General features: G+C 65.2%; 14 protein-coding genes. 3 read left to right on the top strand and 11 right to left on the bottom strand.

Annotation, left to right across the window (positions count from 1 at the left end; translation table 11 throughout):
* Nucleotides 1-121: 121 nt before the first annotated feature.
* Nucleotides 122-2,422 (bottom strand): ribonuclease R family protein, encoded by a 2,301-nt coding sequence (locus tag QYC26_RS16060; protein ID WP_317513228.1) that lies wholly within the window; start codon nt 2,420-2,422, stop codon nt 122-124.
* 52 nt (nt 2,423-2,474) lie between these two features.
* Between QYC26_RS16060 and glpD the strand changes: the two genes are divergently transcribed.
* Nucleotides 2,475-3,965 (top strand): glycerol-3-phosphate dehydrogenase, encoded by a 1,491-nt coding sequence (gene glpD / locus QYC26_RS16055; RefSeq protein ID WP_317513227.1) that lies wholly within the window; start codon nt 2,475-2,477, stop codon nt 3,963-3,965.
* Nucleotides 3,966-4,365: 400 nt separating this feature from the next.
* On the opposite strand, the gene QYC26_RS16050 is transcribed toward glpD, so the two are convergent.
* The 3 genes from QYC26_RS16050 to proS form a co-directional block, all read right to left on the bottom strand.
* Nucleotides 4,366-4,791: a GFA family protein gene (locus QYC26_RS16050; protein ID WP_317513226.1), complete on the bottom strand. Its 426-nt coding sequence runs from the start codon at nt 4,789-4,791 to the stop codon at nt 4,366-4,368.
* 75 nt (nt 4,792-4,866) lie between these two features.
* Nucleotides 4,867-5,568: a glutamine amidotransferase gene (locus tag QYC26_RS16045; RefSeq protein ID WP_317513225.1), complete on the bottom strand. Its 702-nt coding sequence runs from the start codon at nt 5,566-5,568 to the stop codon at nt 4,867-4,869.
* 174 nt (nt 5,569-5,742) lie between these two features.
* Nucleotides 5,743-7,272, bottom strand: a complete 1,530-nt coding sequence (gene proS, locus QYC26_RS16040; protein ID WP_317513224.1) for a proline--tRNA ligase — start codon at nt 7,270-7,272, stop codon at nt 5,743-5,745.
* Nucleotides 7,273-7,375: 103 nt separating this feature from the next.
* On the opposite strand from proS, the gene QYC26_RS16035 reads away from it, so the two are divergent.
* Complete coding sequence (locus QYC26_RS16035) at nt 7,376-8,302, top strand: DMT family transporter (protein ID WP_317513223.1); 927 nt, start codon at nt 7,376-7,378, stop codon at nt 8,300-8,302.
* Nucleotides 8,303-8,313: 11 nt separating this feature from the next.
* A complete protein-coding gene (locus QYC26_RS16030) occupies nt 8,314-9,438 on the top strand; it encodes a hypothetical protein (protein WP_317513222.1) in 1,125 nt (374 codons plus the stop codon).
* Here QYC26_RS16030 and QYC26_RS16025 read toward each other — a convergent pair.
* The 7 genes from QYC26_RS16025 to gcvT are packed head-to-tail and all read right to left on the bottom strand — an operon-like array spanning nt 9,428 to nt 17,578.
* Nucleotides 9,428-11,746 carry a transketolase gene (locus tag QYC26_RS16025; protein WP_317513221.1) on the bottom strand — a complete coding sequence of 773 codons (2,319 nt, stop codon included), beginning with the start codon at nt 11,744-11,746 and terminating at the stop codon, nt 9,428-9,430. The two genes, QYC26_RS16030 and QYC26_RS16025, sit on opposite strands and share 11 nt — an antisense overlap.
* Nucleotides 11,743-12,378: a DUF938 domain-containing protein gene (locus QYC26_RS16020; RefSeq protein ID WP_317513220.1), complete on the bottom strand. Its 636-nt coding sequence runs from the start codon at nt 12,376-12,378 to the stop codon at nt 11,743-11,745. Before QYC26_RS16020 ends, QYC26_RS16025 begins: the two co-directional genes overlap by 4 nt.
* Nucleotides 12,375-13,943, bottom strand: coding sequence for an aminomethyl-transferring glycine dehydrogenase subunit GcvPB (gene gcvPB / locus QYC26_RS16015; protein ID WP_317513219.1), 1,569 nt, complete (start codon nt 13,941-13,943; stop codon nt 12,375-12,377). The genes QYC26_RS16020 and gcvPB overlap by 4 nt, the downstream gene beginning before the upstream one ends.
* The gene (gcvPA, locus tag QYC26_RS16010; RefSeq protein WP_317513218.1) at nt 13,940-15,298 is read right to left on the bottom strand and encodes an aminomethyl-transferring glycine dehydrogenase subunit GcvPA; all 1,359 of its coding nucleotides are present in this window, start codon (nt 15,296-15,298) and stop codon (nt 13,940-13,942) included. The genes gcvPB and gcvPA overlap by 4 nt, the downstream gene beginning before the upstream one ends.
* Entirely contained in the window at nt 15,298-16,068 is a 771-nt protein-coding gene (locus QYC26_RS16005) for a class I SAM-dependent methyltransferase (RefSeq protein ID WP_317513217.1), read from the bottom strand. The genes gcvPA and QYC26_RS16005 overlap by 1 nt, the downstream gene beginning before the upstream one ends.
* On the bottom strand, nt 16,065-16,436 hold the full coding sequence (gene gcvH / locus QYC26_RS16000; RefSeq protein ID WP_317513216.1) for a glycine cleavage system protein GcvH: 372 nt from the start codon (nt 16,434-16,436) through the stop codon (nt 16,065-16,067). Before gcvH ends, QYC26_RS16005 begins: the two co-directional genes overlap by 4 nt.
* On the bottom strand, nt 16,433-17,578 hold the full coding sequence (gene gcvT, locus QYC26_RS15995; RefSeq protein WP_317513215.1) for a glycine cleavage system aminomethyltransferase GcvT: 1,146 nt from the start codon (nt 17,576-17,578) through the stop codon (nt 16,433-16,435). The genes gcvH and gcvT overlap by 4 nt, the downstream gene beginning before the upstream one ends.
* Nucleotides 17,579-17,673: the final 95 nt, after the last annotated feature.

The raw sequence follows: 17,673 nt of genomic DNA, 5'->3' as shown, positions 1-17,673 counted from the left end.
GTGACGCACCGCACCGGAAGGCGATAGGCAGCTATCTGCTGTTCCTAAGGGGTAAGTCGCCATTCCGAGATCGGCCAAACGCTGCCATTACCCTGCTGTTTCTGAGTGCCCCTCCCCCCACCTAACGCCGTTTACCCTGATGGCGGATATTGGCAGGCCGCCCCCGGCGGACGATGGGGCGGCCGCGTTTGTCGCGGCCGCTTTTGGGGCGGGTGTTGCCGTAGCTGCCCTCGGGGAGTTCGAAGCGGAGCGCGCCGTTGACCGGGTTGGCTTCGGCGAGGCGCAGCTGGAGGCGCTGGCCGAGCGTGTAGCGGGTTTCGGTGTCGTCGCCGATCAGGCTCTGGCTCGCCTCGTCATAGCGGAAATATTCGTCGCCCAGATCGCGCGCAGGAACGAGGCCGTCGCCCCCTAGCCCTTCCACCGTCGCGAAGAAGCCGAAGCTCTGCACCCCGGTGATCCGCACGTCGAGGATCTGGCCGATCTTTTCGCTGAGATAGGCGGCGACATAGCGATCGACGGTATCGCGTTCGGCCTCCATCGCGCGGCGTTCGAGCTGGCTGATCAATTCGCCCACCCGGCCCATCGCGCCCGCATCCTCGGCCGAGAGCGCGCCGTCCCCCAACCCGTAAGCCGCCGTGAGCGCGCGGTGGACGAGCAGATCCGCATAGCGGCGGATGGGCGAGGTGAAATGCGCATAGGAGCCGAGCGACAGGCCGAAATGGCCGTGATTTTCGGGCGCATAATAGGCCTGGGTCTGGGTGCGCAGGATCTGTTCCATCACCTGCGGCTTGAAATCGGCATCCCCCACCCGCGCGATGACGCGGTTGAAGGTCTGCGGCTTGATCACCTGCCCCAGCGCGAATTCGATATCGAAGGTCTTGAGATATTCCTTGAGCGCAGCGAGCTTTTCGCGCGCGGGCGGCTCGTGCACGCGGTACATGACGGGCGCCTTCTTCGCCTCGAGCGCCTTGGCGGCGGCGACGTTGGCGGCGATCATATAATCCTCGATCAGCTTGTGCGCATCGAGCCGTTCGCGCGGGGCGACCGAGAGGATGCGCCCCATTTCATCGAGCACAACGCGGCGTTCGGGCAGATCGAGATCGAGCGGCTCGCGGTTCTCGCGCGCCTTGTTGAGCGCGCGCCAGCACGCCCAGAGCGGCTTGAGCGCGCCTTCGACCAGCGCGGCATCGACGCCGTGCCCCGCGAGATCGGCGGGATCGAGGCTGCAGGGCGAAGAGGACACCTCGGTGCCGCCGGCGCATGCGGCGCTGGCATCGATCGCGGCCTGCGCGTTTTCATAGGCGATGTTCGCCGCGAGCCGGACGATGGCGCGGGTGAAGCGCCAGGACTTGATCTCCCCGTCCTTCGAAATCCGCAAATGGCAGGCCATGGCGGCGCGGTCTTCGCCCGCCTTCAGCGAGCACATATCGGCCGAGAGGTTTTCGGGGAGCATCGGCACGACGCGATCGGGGAAATAGACGCTGTTGCCGCGGCGGCGCGCCTCGCGATCGATCGGCGAGCCGGGGCGGACATAGAAGCTGACATCGGCGATGGCGACGATCGCCTGCCAGCCGCCCTTGTTCGCGGGATCCTCATCGGGCGCGGCCCAGACGGCATCGTCATGGTCGCGCGCGTCGACGGGATCGATCGCAAGGATGGGAAGATGGCGCAGGTCTTCGCGGTCCTTGGTGATGTCGTAATCAGCGACGCGGCGCCCCTCTGCGATCACCTCTTCGGAGAAGATGTGCGGGATGCCGAGCTTGTGGATCGCGATGAGCGAGAAGCTGCGCGGTTCAAACGGATCGCCCAGACGCTGCGTGACGCGCGCGGTGATGCGCGGCGGACGCCCGGTCTTTTCGGCGAGGACGAGATCGCCCGCCTCGGCGCCGCCCGCATCGGACACCGCCATGTCGCGCCGTTCCTTCTTGTCCAGCCCCTTCAGCCAGAGCTTGCCGCCTTCATCGTGCAGCACCCCCATGATGAGTTCGGAGCCGCGCGCCAGTTGCTTGAGCGGATGGGCGATCCAGCCCTTCCCCGCTTCCTCGGTGCGCGCGAGGATACGGTCCCCCACCCCCAGCGCGCCCTTGCGGCTCTTTTCCTTGACGCGCAGCCGCGGCTCGGGGCCCGAGGCCTCCCAGCGTTCGGGCACGGCCCAGGCCTGCCCGGCATCGTCGACATCGGTGACGCGCAGCACGGTGACCTTGGGGATGCCGCCCATCTTGTGGAAGGCACGGCCGGGGGCGATATCGACCAGCCCCTCATCGGTCATGTCCTTCAAGAGCGCCTTGAGCGCGATCTTTTCGGCGCCCCCCAGCCCGAAAGCCTTGGCGATTTCGCGCTTGCCGGCGGGCTGATCGGATTTCGTGATGAAATCGAGAATCTGTTTGGGGGTCGGCAGCGTGCCGCGCTTTTGCTTAGACATTCTGCTCACATAGGCTTTCGCAGGCCGACGTCCAACGGCTAAGAAGATAGCGATGCACTATGATCTCCTGATCGTCGGCGGCGGCATCAACGGAACCGCCATTGCGCGCGAGGCGGCGCTGAACCGGCTGTCGGTCCTGCTCGTCGAGCGCGACGATCTGGCGGCGCACACCTCCTCCGCCTCGACCAAGCTCATTCACGGCGGGCTGCGCTATCTGGAATATTATGAATTCGCGCTGGTGCGCGAGGCGCTGAAGGAGCGCGAGCGGCTGCTGGCGGCGGCGCCGCACCTCATCCACCCGCTGCCCTTCGTGCTGCCCCATGCGCATGCGGTGCGCCCCTGGTGGCTCGTCCGGCTGGGGCTGTATCTTTACGACTGGATCGGCGGGCGGATCAGCCTGCCCCGATCACGCGGGCTGCGGCGGGGCGATGCGGCCTATACCGTGCCGCTGAAGGACGTGCATCGGGGGTTCGTCTATTCGGACTGCCAGGTAGACGATGCGCGGCTGACGCTGGCCAATGCGATCGACGCCGCTGAAAATGGCGCGGAAATCCGCACGCATGTGGCGCTGATCTCTGCTGCGCGCGACGGGGAGCAGTGGCAGGCGCGGCTGTCCGACGGAAGCATGGTGGCCGCGCGCGGGCTGGTGAATGCGGGCGGGCCCTGGGTGACCGAGGTGCTCAAAAGCGCGGGCGGACACAGCACGAGCCGGGTGCGGTTGGTGAAGGGCAGCCATATCGTGGTGCCGCGCCTGTTCGAGGGGCAGCACGCTTATATGCTGCAACAGCCCGACCGCCGGATCGTCTTCGCGATCGCCTGGGAAGGCCAGACGCTGATCGGGACCACCGATATTGCCGTGGAGACGGCCGGGGACGCGCGGATTACGGACGATGAGATCGCCTATCTCTGCGCGGCGGCGAACCGCTATTTCACCGCAAAGATCGGGCCGGGCGACGTCGCCTCAAGCTATGCCGGGGTGCGGCCGCTCTATGATGACGGCGCCAAGGAGAGCAAGGCGGTAACGCGCGATTATGTGCTGGAGCTGGACGGTGACGGCCCCGCGCTGCTGAGCGTGTTCGGCGGCAAGATTACCACCGCGCGGCATCTGGCGGAGGACGCGCTGGAACGTCTGGCGCCCGCCATGGGGTTCGCCGCGCAACGGGTGACCCGCAGTCGCGCCTTTCCGGGCGGCGATATCGCCGATTTTACGGCCTTTCTGGCGGACGTGCGCGCGCGCTGGCCGTTTCTGGGCGATGCAAGGTCCGACCGGATGGCGCGCGCCTATGGCACAAGGCTGTACGAGATGCTGGCGGCGGTGCGCAGCGCGGCGGACATGGGCACCCCGCTTGGCGCCGGGTTCACCGCGCTGGAGGCGGACTGGATGCGCACACGCGAATGGGCGCAGAGCGCCGAGGACTGCCTGTACCGCCGCAGCAAGCTGGGGCTGCACATGACGGCGGACGAACGCGCGGCGTTCACGCGCTGGTGGGGCGAGACGGCTGACGTTCGCGATGTGAGAACGGACGCAGGTCGCGCGCGTTAGTTTTTGAATATCGGCCGATTACTCTGAAGCGTCAGGCGCGCGCTCGACGGGCGCTTGCGATCGTTTGGCTTCGTTTTTCTTCTGCTTGTCCTTATCGTAATGCCACTTGATGGCGAAGAACATGCAGGTGCCGAACGCGCCAACCTTGAATATAACGAAGACTATCGGAACCCATTCCATCGCTTTTACCTAACGCTCTCTATCGTGAGGTGCCCTGCCTCAAAACGCTGCTTCAGGTTGAAACCTGCTGCTGGGCATCACCCCCTATGCGTATCTCTGCGATGCCCTTGCGCGGATCATCACCCGCGCTGACACCGATCCGATCGACGTTATCTTCCCCTACGCCCGGGGGGATAGGCCGTGCAAGCTTTGTTCGAACCAAAAGCATCTCAGGCCCCGCCTAGCCCGCCGGTTCGAAGCGAAGCCAGCCCGCAAGGCGCGGCGCATTGCCGGGATCGGAGGGGTGATTGACCCCGTCATTGACGGGGACTTCGGGAAAATCGAACGGGCCGAGGCCCTCCAGACAGGCGACGTTGACGCCATATTCCTGCGGGTTTGAGCGCCGCTGATGATGGGTGTAGATACCGCAGCGCGAACAGAAGAAATGCTGCGCGGTGCCGGTGTTGAACCGGTAGAGCGTGAGCAGATCCTGCCCCTCGGTGATGGTAAGCCCGCCCAGCGCGGCGGATACGGCGACCGCGCCGCGCATCTGGCAATAAGAGCAGGTGCAGCGCCGCGCGGTGCGCAGCCCGTTTTTCAGCTGGACATGGAATTTCACGCCGCCGCAGTGGCAGGCCCCGTCCAGTTCCGAAACATCGAGGTCCATCGAACCGCCTCCCCTCCCCATCACCATGCGATGATGGAAGCGGGAAGGACAAAGCGCAATCGCGAAGCGCGACGATCAGCCGACCGCCTGGAGCCATTCCCCCACCATGCGCTGCCCCGCATCGACCGCCGAGGGGCCGATCCGCGCATAATCGGCGCGCAGGCCGTGCGGGCACAGGCCAAGCTGGTCGAGACTGTCCTGCGACTGATCGATCCACGCCTCTATCCGCGGATCGAGCCCCATTTCAGCGTGGAACTGGAGCGCCAGCACGTTACGCCCGCGCCGGAACGCCTGATGCGGATAGCGCGGGGTGGAGGCGAGCAGTTCAACATTGTCGGGCAGGTCGAACGTGTCGCCATGCCATTGCAGGATATGCTGATCGGCGAGATGCGCGACCGGCGAGCGGATGCCATTGTCGTTGATCGCGAGCGGATAGAAACCGATTTCCTTTTCCGGCCCCTGATAGACGCGCGCGCCGAGCGCGGCGGCGATCATCTGCGCGCCAAGGCAGACGCCGATGGTGGGCCGATCAGCCGCCATGCGTTCGGCGAGCCGCTCAATCTCGTGCACGATCCAGGGATTTTCCGCATGCTCGTACACCCCCATCGGGCCGCCCATGAGCAGGACGAGATCGGGCGAGACGAGATCGACGCCCGGAAATTCGGGGTCGGACACATCGATCCGTTCGATCGTGTAGCCCGCAGCCTCAACCGGCGCACGAAAGCCGGCAATGCCTTCGTAAGGAACGTGACGAACGATAAGGGCGCGTTTTGACATGGTCTTCCGGTGATCCGGTCAGCGTTGATGACATGCAATGTCTAACCAGACGCGGCGCCATGGCAAAAACAGAAGTGATGAAAGCGCTGATAATTTTTCTATCGTATAGATAGAAAAGGCGCATGCGGCGGGAGCGGGCCAATGCCCTGGCCCCACCGCATGCGCCCGAAAGGATCAGTACGCGCGGGCGACCAGAATGCGTTCGACCGCCGGTTCGCCGGTAAAGATGCAGGCGCCATCCGCAGGCTGCGCATCCTGCGCGGTGTTGCGGATGGTGAGCTTGAGCGCCTTCAGCCGTTCGACGACCTTGTCGAGCGCCTCGCCGGTGGGCTTGGCCCACTGCACCTCTACCCAGCCGGGGAATTTCTTGCCCGAGGTGTAGAAGGCTTCCAGTTCGGCAAAGTCGGTGACGCCGCGGACGATATTCGCGTCCTGGCGCGCCTTTGCCTCGGCATAGAGGTTGTTCTGGATGTCGACGAGCGTTTCAGCGGCCTGCGCGACGAAATCGGCGCGCGGCAGGAAGGCCGAAGCGGGCTTGCCGGCTTCGTTGTACAGGCGATCACGGCGGAGCACGGCGACATTGCCCTGCGCCAGATCGCGCGGGCCGACCTCGACGATGAGCGGTGCACCCTTCTTCACCCACGACCAGCGCTTGTTCGACGCCTTCTGCGCGCGGGCATCGACCATCGCGCGAACCGGTTCGCCGAAGGCGGACTGGGCGTTCAATTCCTTTGCCAGCGCCTTGCAATAATCGAGGATCGCTTCGTCCTCGTCATTGTCGCGCAGCATCGGCACGATCACGATCTGCCAGGGCGCGATCACCGGCGGCGCGCGCAGGCCATCGTCATCGCCATGCGTCATGATGACGCCGCCGATCATGCGGGTGGAGACGCCCCAGCTGGTCGTCTGCGCCAGTTCAAGCTCGCCTTCCTTGTTCTGGAAGCGGATATTCTGCGCCTTGGAGAAGGTGGTGCCGAGGAAATGCGAGGTGCCCGCCTGGAGCGCCTTGCCGTCCTGCATCATCGCTTCGATCGAATAGGTGGCATCGGCGCCGGGGAAGCGTTCATTTTCCGGCTTTTCGCCGGCCACGACGGGCATGGCGAGGCAGGATTCGGAGAAATTCCGATAGACCTCGAGCATCTTGAGCGTTTCTTCGAGCGCTTCTTCGCGGCTGGAATGGGCGGTGTGCCCTTCCTGCCAGAGGAATTCGGTGGTGCGCAGGAACATGCGCGTGCGCATTTCCCAGCGGACGACGTTCGCCCACTGGTTGACGAGCACGGGCAGATCGCGCCAGCTCTGCACCCAGCGCGAAAAGGCCGTGCCGATGACGGTTTCGGAAGTGGGGCGAACGACCAGCGGTTCTTCAAGCTTCGCCTCGGGATCGGGGATGAGCGTGCCGTCCTTCGCGGTCAGGCGATGATGCGTGACGACCGCCATTTCCTTGGCGAAACCATCGACATGCTCAGCTTCCTTGGCGAAATAGCTCAAGGGAATGAAGAGCGGGAAATAGCAGTTTTCGTGGCCCGTGCGCTTGATCTCGGCATCGAGCAGCTTCTGGATACGTTCCCACAGGCCATAGCCCCAGGGACGAATGACCATGCAGCCGCGCACGCCGGATTCCTCGGCAAGATCGGCTTCCGAGACAACCGCCTGATACCAGGCGGCGAAATCCTGTTCGCGGGTGACGGGCAACGCGTGTTTCATGGTTCTCTTTCGATAGACGTTCGCCATCGCGCTTAAGCAGTTCGCGACCGGGTTTCAACCGGATCGTCCTTGATCCGGACGGTCCAGCCTATAAAGCATTGGCATGAGTCAGAATCCAGCGCATCGCGAACGTCCCTTCTACGCGCTGGGACTGCGCCTTGCGGCGATCTTCTGCCTTTCGACCATGTCGGCGCTGATCAAGATCGCCTCCGAGCGCGGCGCGCATCTGTTCGAGATCATGTTCTTTCGCCAGGGGATGGCGGTGCCGATCGTCGTTGCGTTCGTGATGATGGGACCGGGCATCCAGTCGCTCGCGACGCGGCGGATCGGCGCGCACATCTCGCGCACCGCGGCGGGGGTTATCGGGATGATCGCCAATTTCGGCGCGGTGATCCTGCTACCGCTGGCCGAAGCGACGACGCTGCAGTTCACGGTGCCGATCTTTGCCACGCTGCTGTCGGTGATGATGCTGCGCGAAATGCCCGGCATCCACCGCTGGGGCGCGGTAATCGTCGGTTTTGTCGGCGTGCTGATCGTCGTCCAGCCCGGTGCGGGGGGCGATCATTTCCCGCTTTACGGCGCAGCGGTGGGGCTGTTCGCGGCGTTCATGGTGGCGTTTATCAGTATCTTGCTGCGCCAGATCGGCCGGACCGAAACCGCGCCGACGACGGTGTTCTGGTTCTCGCTCCTCTCCATGCCGCCGCTGGGCATCGCCTATCTCTTCGTCGCGCAATCACACGACCCCGTCACTTGGGCGCTGCTGCTCGCGATCGGCGTGATCGGCGGGCTGGGCCAGATGGCGCTGACCGCCGCGCTGCGCTGGGCCCCGGTATCGCTGGTGGTGCCGATGGACTATTCGGCGCTGATCTGGGCCACGCTATATGGCTGGGTGTTCTTTGCGATGTTGCCGACGCCCGCGACCTGGATCGGGGCGCCGATCATCATCGCAAGCGGACTTTACATCGTGTGGCGCGAGCACCGTCTGGCGCGCGCCAACACGGTGGCGGCAACCACATCACAACCGAGCTGATCACGACCAAGATGGCCAAGACCGAAATCGCCTTTCTGTTCATCGGTGGCACGCACCATGTGGCGCATGTTGCCCCCGTGGCCGCCGAACTGAGCCGCCGGATGCCAGATGCACACGTACGCTGCCTCCACGCCGACCCGGAAACGGGCAAGGCCATTGCCGAGGTGGCGCGCGCGATGGAGGCCCCGGCCCTGTCGATCGAGGAAGTCGCCATTCCGGCGAGCGGCCACTGGCTGGCGCGTATCACCGGGCGCAAGACCGCGACCAAGGGGCCGCTGCTGCTGCGCTTTGCCCGGATGCTGCGCAAAGCGACGGTGATCGCGACGCCCGAGCGAACATCGGCCGCGCTGAAGACGTTTCACCTGACGCGCGCGCCGCTCATCCATTTCCGCCACGGCGCGGGCGACCGCGCGCCCAAGTCGGAAAAGCGGTTAAAGGCATTCGACCTGATCCTCGTTCCCGGCGAAAAGGACACCAAGCGCGCGGTGGAGGCACAGGCGATCCCGCGCGAAAGGCTGGTCGAGATCGGTTATGTGAAGCTCGATTATCTGGCGCGCGGGGCGGCGTCCCGCCCGCCGCTGTTCGACAATGACCGGCCGGTAGTACTCTACAACCCGCATTTCGACCCGGCGATTTCATCGCTGGATGCGGCGCGCGAGGTGATCGCGGCGTTCGCAGCGCAGGATCGGTATAATCTTGTCTATGCCCCGCATATCCGCGCGTCCGACGACATGTCGGCAGAAACCATGGCCGCGTGGCAGGCGCTGGCGATACCGGGCCAGATCATGATCGACCTGCGTTCCCCCCGACTGACGGACATGACCTATACGCTGGGCGCCGACATCTATCTGGGCGACGTATCGAGCCAGTTTTACGAATTCATCGCGCAGCCGCGCCCGGCCGCCTTCCTGAACACGCACGGCGTGGCCTGGGAAACTGACCTGCGCTACGCCAACTGGCATCTGGGCGAAGTGGCGAACGGCCCCGCCGACATGATCGCCGCGATCGACCGCGCGGTGGCCGGCCATGACACCACGGCCCCGCGCCAGCGCGCGGCCGTGGAATATGCCATGGGGCGCTGGCAGGGCGCGATCGCGCGCGCGGCCGACGCGGTGATGGCCGCGATCAGGCGATAAGCCCGGCCATCGCCTCCACCACCGCGTCCACATCCAGCCGGTAGGCGCGGTAGAGATCGGGAAGATCGCCGGTCTGGCCGAAGCGATCGGTGCCGAGCGGCACCACGCGCTGGCCGCGCACGCCGCCGAGCCATGAGAGCGCGGCGGGCGCACCGTCGAGCAGCGTCACCAGCCCGGCCCCTTGAGGCAGCACGGACAGGAGCGTTTCGACATGCGCCGGGGTGCGCGCGCCATCCGTCCAGCGCCGTGCCTCGGCGGCGGACCAATCACGGTGGAGAAGATCGGGCGAGGTGATCGCGAGCAGGCCGAGGCCGGGCATGTCCTCTGCCATCGCGTCCCATGCAGCCAGGGCCTCGGGCGCCAGCGCGCCCATATAGACGATTGCGGCCTGCGCGCCCGCCCCCGGTTTTTTCAGCCAGTAGCCACCCTTGACGGCATCCGCCGCCCAATCCGCGCCCTCGCGTGCGACCTGATCGATCACGCGGGTGGACAGGCGCAGATAGACGCTTTCGCCGTCCGGCTGCTGCATCAGCGCAAAGCCGTGCTGCATGAGCACCGCGAGTTCATCGACAAAGGCGGGTTCGTAATGGGTGAGCCCCGGCTGCCCCATGGCGATGAGCGGCGGGTTGATCGACTGGTGCGCGCCGCCTTCGGGCCCGAGCGTGACGCCCGAGGGCGTGGCGACGAGCATGAAGCGCGCATCCTGATAACAGGCATAGTTGAGCGCATCGAGCCCGCGCGCGATGAAGGGATCATAGACGGTGCCGACAGGGATCAGCCGTTCGCCGAAAATATCGCCCGCCAGCCCGAGCGCGGCGAGCATCAGGAAAAGGTTATTTTCCGCAATGCCAAGTTCGATATGCTGGCCCGCGCTGCTGCCGCCCCATTTTTGCGCCGAGGGAATGCGGGCCTTTAGGAACACGTCTTCGAGTTCCTGACGGCGGAAGAGCCCGCGCTGGTTAACCCAGGCACCGAGATTGGTGGAGACGGTTACGTCGGGCGAGGTGGTGACGATGCGCCGCGCAAATTCGGAGCCGCCCTTGGCGAGATCGAGCAGGATCTTGCCGAAGGCCGCCTGGGTCGACTGCTCGGCCCCCTCGGGCGTGGCGAGCGCGGGCACATCGACAGATGCTGCCCGGCCCCTTTTGGCGCGGACGAGCGGCGATGCCTCTGCCAGCGCGCGCGCCGCAGCAGCAGCATTTTCACCGAGCCCGGCCCAGGGTTCCCATTCCGCCCCCGGCGCGATGCCGAGCTGATCGCGAAACCCCTCAATCTGCGCGGGGTTCATCAGCCCGGCGTGATTGTCCTTGTGCCCGGCAAAGGGCAGACCATAGCCCTTGACCGTATAGGCGATGAAGAGCGTGGGAACATCGTCCTGGCAGGCGTCGAACGCCTCGACCAGACATTCGGCGCAGTGCCCGCCCAGATTGGTCATCAGCCGCGCCAGCGCCGCATCATCGCGCGCGGCGAGAAGATCGGCCATCCCCGGAACACCGCCCAGATCGGCGAGCAACCGCGCGCGCCAGGCCGCGCCGCCCTGATAGGTGAGCGCCGCGAATTCGACATTGGGGGTGGTTTCGATCCAGTCGCGCAAGGCTTCGCCGCCCGGCTCGCGGAAGGCCGCCTGTTGCAGCTTGCCATATTTGAGCGTGACGACGCGCCAGCCGCAGGTTTCGAAAATATCGTCGAAGCGGCGGAACATGCGGTCCGCCGTCGTCGCGTCGAGCGACTGGCGGTTATAGTCGACGACCCACCAGCAATTGCGGACCTGATGCTTATACGCCTCGATCAGGCATTCGTAGATATTGCCCTCGTCGAGCTCGGCATCGCCCATCAGCGCGATCATGCGGCCGGCATCGCCCTCTGCCAGCCCGCCATGCGCGATCAGATAATCCTGAACAAGGCTGGCAAAGGCGGTGATCGCGACGCCGAGACCGACCGACCCGGTCGAAAAATCGACGGGAATGCGATCCTTGGTGCGGCTGGGATAGCTTTGCGCGCCGCCAAGACCGCGGAAATTCTGAAGCTGCTCGCGCGACTGATTGCCGAGCAGATAATGGATGGCGTGGAGAACCGGCCCGGCATGCGGCTTGACGGCGACCTTGTCGTTGGGGCCGAGCGCATGGAAATAGAGCGCGGCCATGATCGTTGAGATCGAGGCGCAACTGGCCTGATGGCCGCCGACCTTCAGCCCGTCGCGGCTTTCGCGGACATGATTGGCATTATGGATCGTCCAGGAGGACAGCCAGCGGAGCCGTTCGTCGAGAAGCTCGATGGTCTGAATACGGTCCAGGGCGTTTTGGGTCATGTTTTCCTGAGGATTAGGGAGAGATTATTGGCCGGCATCTCGACCACCGTCTCGAATGCAAGGCCATATCTAGTAGCAACTGAAACTACATCGTCAACATCGCGCAGCCCCCATGCGGGGTTGCGGCTTTTGAGCGAGCGATCGAACGCCTCGTTGCTTTCGGCGGTCTCGACACCTGCGCGGCGATAGGGGCCGTAAAGATAGAGCGGTGCGCCGGTTGAAAGCCGTTCCCCTGCCCCGCGCATCAGGCCGATAGTGGCTTCCCACGGGCTGATATGGATCATGTTGATGCACAGGATCGCATCGACCGCGCCCACCGGCCAGTCAGACGCCGACGCATCGAGCATGAGCGGCGGCAGGACATTGGGAAGTCCGTCGCACCATGCGGCAATCGAGGCGCAGGCCTGACCGTCGGGATCGCTGGGCTGCCAGCGCAGTTCGGGAAAAGCCGCGGCGAACCAGGCGGCATGTTCGCCGCTGCCGCTCGCCACCTCCAGCACCGTGCCGCTTTCGGGCAGCACGGTGCGGAGAATATCGACGATCGGTTCCCGGTTACGCAGCGTGGCGGGGGCGTGCTTGCGCGCTTCCCCGCCAGCCTCGTTCACGAACCAGGGCCGTGCGTCTCCGGTCATTCGGCGGCGAGCGCCACCTCCTTTTCCTTCCAGACGAGCACCGGCTTGCGCGCGGCAAGCGTCTCATCAAGGCGGCGGCGCGGCGCGAAGTGCGGCGCGGACTTGAGCGCCGGATCCCCCGCACGCGCGCGTTCGGCGACCGAACGCAGCGCGCCGATGAACTGATCGAGCGCGGCCTTGCTTTCGGTTTCGGTGGGTTCGACCAGCATCGCCCCGTGGACGACCAGCGGGAAATACATGGTCATCGGGTGATAACCCTCGTCGATCAGCGCCTTGGCGACGTCGAGCGTGGTGAAGCCCTCGGCAAAGCCCGCATCGGAGAACAGCGCCTCGTGCATGCACGGACCGCTGGCGGCGAAGGGCGCGTCGAGCACGTCATCAAGGCTGCGCAGCACATAGTTGGCGTTGAGCACCGCATCCTCGGCAACCTGGCGCAGGCCATCGGCGCCGTGGCTGAGGATATAGCTGAGCGCGCGGGTGAACATGCCCATCTGGCCGTTGAACGCGGTCATGCGGCCAAAGGTCTGCGGGTGATGCTCGCCGGCATTTTCCTCTTCGACGAGGCGGTACCCCTCCTCGGTCTTTTCGACGAAGGGCAGCGGCGCGAAGGGCGCGAGCGCAGCCGAGAACACCACCGGGCCGGCACCCGGACCGCCCCCGCCATGCGGGGTGGAGAAGGTCTTGTGCAGGTTGATGTGCATCGCGTCGATGCCGAGATCGCCCGGACGGACGCGGCCGACGATCGCGTTGAAGTTCGCACCGTCGCAGTAAACCAGCGCGCCGGCCGCGTGGACCGCGTCCGAAATCGCCTTCATATCGCGTTCGAACAGGCCGCAGGTGTTGGGATTGGTGATCATCACCGCCGCGACATCGGGGCCGAGGCGCGCCTTCAACGCTTCGAGATCGACGCGGCCATCGGGGGTCGCGGGGATGTTTTCGACCGCATAGCCGCAAAACGCCGCGGTTGCCGGGTTGGTGCCGTGCGCGCTTTCGGGAACGAGGATGACCGAGCGCTTGTCACCGCGCGCCTCAAGCGCCGAACGGATCGCGAGCAGACCGCACAGTTCGCCGTGCGCGCCCGCCTTGGGGCTCATCGCGACGGCGGGCATGCCGGTCAATTTGCACAGCCAGTCGGCGAGTTCATGGATCAGCTGGAGGCCGCCCTGAACTGTATCGATCGGCTGAAGCGGGTGGGCGTCGGCAAAGCCCGGCAGGCGCGCAAGCTTTTCGTTGAGACGCGGATTGTGCTTCATCGTGCACGAACCGAGCGGGAACAGGCCGAGATCGATCGCGTAATTCTGACGGCTGAGGCGCGTATAGTGGCGCACCGTTTCGGGTTCGGACAGACCCGGCAGGCCGATCGGGCGCGAACGCGCGAGATTGCCGAGACGGCTGGCCACCTTGGGCGCGGCATCGATATCGACGCCCGTCGTATGCGTGTCACCGATCTCGAAGATCAGCGCTTCTTCGAGCATCAGCGCGCGGTTGCCGGTAAAGGTTGCGGCAGCGGGCGCGATGCCTTCGACTTCGGGGCGCGTGACGCGTCCTTCGCGGTTCATGCTCATGCCAGCACCTCCTTGAGCGCTGCGGCCAGCGCATCGACATCTTCCGCCGTCACCGTTTCGGTGACAGCCACCACAAGCGCGTTTTCAAGCGCCTCTTCACCCGGATAGAGGCGGCCGAGCGAGACGCCCGCCAAAATGCCCTGTTCGGCAAGCTGGCGCACGACGGGGCGCGCGGGCTTGCTGAGCTTGAGCGTGAATTCGTTGAAGAAACTGTCGTTCACGAGTTCGACACCGGGAACCGCGGCGAGCACATCGGCCGCCTGCACCGCGCGGGCATGGTTGAGCGCCGCGAGATCGCGCAAGCCCTCTTCGCCCAGAAGCGTCATGTGGATCGAGAAAGCGAGCGCACAGAGCCCAGCGTTGGTGCAGATGTTCGACGTCGCCTTTTCGCGGCGGATATGCTGTTCGCGCGTCGAGAGCGTGAGCACGAAGCCGCGCTTGCCCTCTGCATCGACGGTTTCACCGCAGAGACGACCCGGCATCTGGCGGACGAAGCGTTCCTTGCACGCGAAGAGGCCGACATAGGGACCACCGAACTGGAGGCCGACGCCAAGCGACTGCCCCTCGCCAACGACGATGTCCGCGCCCATTTCGCCGGGCGACTTGATCGCGCCGAGCGCCACGGGTTCGGTGACGACCGCGATCAAGAGCGCGCCATTTTCGTGCGCCTTGGCGGCGATCGGTTCAAGATCGGTGATCCGGCCGAGGATATCGGGATATTGGACGACGACGCAGGAAGTGTCCTTGTCGATCATGCCAAGAAGCTTTTCGGCGTCGCCGGCGGCATCGAGTTCGGGAAGCGCGGTTTCGAGCACATCGCCGGTGAAGCCCGCCATGGTGTTGGCGACCGAGACATAATGCGGGTGGAGACCGTTCGAGAGGATCGCCTTGCCGCGCTTGGTGACGCGGCGGGCCATGACGATCGCTTCCCAGCAGGCGGTGGAGCCGTCGTACATCGAGGCGTTCGCCACGTCGCACCCGAACAGGCGGGCGACCTGAGTCTGGAATTCGAAGAGCATCTGGAGCGTGCCCTGCGCGATTTCCGGCTGATAGGGCGTGTACGCCGTCAGAAACTCGCCGCGCTGGATGAGATGATCGACCGATGCGGGGATATGATGCTTGTACGCGCCGCAGCCGAGGAAGAACGGCGCTTCGGAGGCCGAGAGGTTCTGCCGGGCGAGCCTGGTCAGATGGCGTTCGACCGCCAGTTCGCTGGCATGGTTGGGCAGACCGGCAACCGGGCCGTCGAGATGGGCGACGGCCGGCACATCGGCGAACAGATCGTCAATCGACTTGGCGCCGATCTTGGCGAGCATCGCGGTGCGATCCTCGGCAGTGAGGGGCAAATAGCGCATCAATCAGGCTTTCTCATCGTGAACCGCAGGCGGACATAGTCTGCGATCCATTGTCCATCGGGTTGAAGCAATTCGGGGGCAGCGCGCTCTGCCGCGGCGGCGGCAACGCCGTCCTGCTCGGCATCGGGCACCTGGGCGGTATCGAGGAAACCGGCCCGGAAAGTCTTGTACCAGCCGGCGGCACCGGCGGGCAGCGGGGTGGGACGCGGAATGAGCCGCGCCTCGATATCGACAAAGCCCGCCGCGGCGTAGATCGCCGAAAAGGCCTCGGGCGTCGGATACCATTGCGGGTCGTCTGCCGGAAGCGGATAGCCGCGTTCGGCGAGTTCGGCGCGCAGCGCCCGCCGGAGCACCGCGACATTGCCGTGGCCGCCCATTTCGCCGACGAAGCGCCCGCCGGGCCGAAGCGCGCGGAACACGCCCGCCGCAACGGCGGCACCGTCGAGCATCCAGTGGAGCGCGGCGTTGCTGAACACCGCGTCGAACGCCTCGACGAAATCGAGCGCCTGGCCATCGGCGACATGAGCATCGAGCCCGCGCGCCACCGCCGCCGCAACCATATCCGCCGACGCATCGACGCCGAGGACCGAAGCCCCGGCCTCGACCAGCGCCTGCGTCAAAACGCCGTCGCCACAGCCGAGATCGAGGATCCGCTCCCCCGCACGGGGCGCGAGCAGGGCAAGCACCGGCGCGCCAAGCGCAGGAACGAACGCCGCGTTTTTCGCGTAATCGCCCGCATCCCAGCGGCTCGCGGCGTTCGGCTCGGTCACAGCTTTTCCACGAACGCCTTGTAAGCGTTTTCGTCCATCAGCCCGTCGAGTTCCGACGCGTCGGACAGGGTGATGCGGAAGAACCAGCCATCTTCTTCGGCCGAGCTGTTCACCAGCGCGGGATCGTCGACCAGGGCGGCGTTGCCTTCGACGACGGTGCCCGAAACCGGTGCATAGACGTCCGATGCAGCCTTCACCGATTCCACCACGGCGGCTTCATCGCCCTTCGAGACGGCCTTGCCCTCTTCGGGGACTTCGACGAACACGATGTCGCCCAGCTGTTCCTGCGCATAGTCGGTGATGCCGACCGTCGCGGTTTCGCCGTCTACATCAACCCATTCATGATCTTCGGTGAAATAACGGCTCATTTCGCAGCTCCTTTGCGATGATAACGATGGGGCACGAAGGGCGTCGACGCGACGACCGCGTCGATCCGCTTGCCCCGGACCTCGATCTGCAGCGGGGTGCCCGGCGCGCTGAGCGCCGCCGTGACATAACCCATGGCGATGGGAGCGCCGACGCTGGGCGCGAAACCGCCCGAGGTGACGACGCCGACCTTTTCATCGCCGACAAAGATTTCAGCGCCTTCGCGCGCGGGCAGACGCCCGGTGATCGACAGGCCGACACGCTTGCGCGCGGGGCCCTCGGCCAGCGTCTTCAGCACTATATCGGCGCCCATGAAGCCGCCTTCCTCGCGCCGGCGCTTTTGCATGGCGAAGGTGAGATCGGCGGTGATGGGATCGGTTTCGAGCGTGACGTCATGGCCGTAGAGCGGCAACCCCGCCTCAAGGCGCAGCGAATCGCGCGCGCCGAGGCCGATGGGCTTCACCTCGTCCTGATCGACGAGTGCCTGCGCCAGCTGTTCGACATTGTCGGCCGGGACCGAGATTTCAAAGCCGTCCTCGCCGGTATAGCCCGAACGGCTGATCCAGAGCGTGGTGCCGTTCCATTCAAACGCGCCGGCTTCCATGAAATAGAGATTTTCGACGCCCGGAACGATCCGCTGGAGCACGGTGACCGCCTTGGGGCCCTGCAGCGCGAGCAGCGCCTGATCGTCCATATGGTTCATGGAAATTTCGTCGGGCAGATATTCGCGCAGATAGCCGATATCGTCATATTTGGTGGCGCCGTTCACGACCATGTAGATGGCGGCATCGTCGAACGGGCCGGTTTCAGGCAGGCGCGTAACCATGAGATCGTCGTGGATGCCGCCGCTTTCGTCGAGCAGCAGCGAATAGCGCATCTTGCCGGGGGCGAGTTCCTGAATATTGCCGGGCAGGATCAGTTCGAGCGCCTTGGCAACGCCTGCCCCACCAAAGCCGAGCTGGCCCATATGGCTGACATCGAACAGGCCCGCATTTTCGCGCGTCCACTGATGTTCGGCCATGATGCCTTCATACTGGATGGGCATGGCATAGCCGGCGAAGGACACGAGGCGCGCGCCCTGGGCACGATGCCAAGCATCGAGGGGCAGCGGGGTCATGTCGTTCTGTTCAGCGTCGTCGCTCATTCGGGCACTCCGTAACATCATAAAGAGACAATGAACGACGCACGGATTCGTGCCGTCCTTCACTGCCCCCTCTGTCACGGGAACCTGAGAGCTTT

The sequence above is a fragment of the Sphingomonas sp. C3-2 genome (assembly GCF_033025475.1).
GTDB lineage: Bacteria > Pseudomonadota > Alphaproteobacteria > Sphingomonadales > Sphingomonadaceae > Sphingobium_A.
This window is presented reverse-complemented; position numbering and strand designations above follow the sequence as displayed.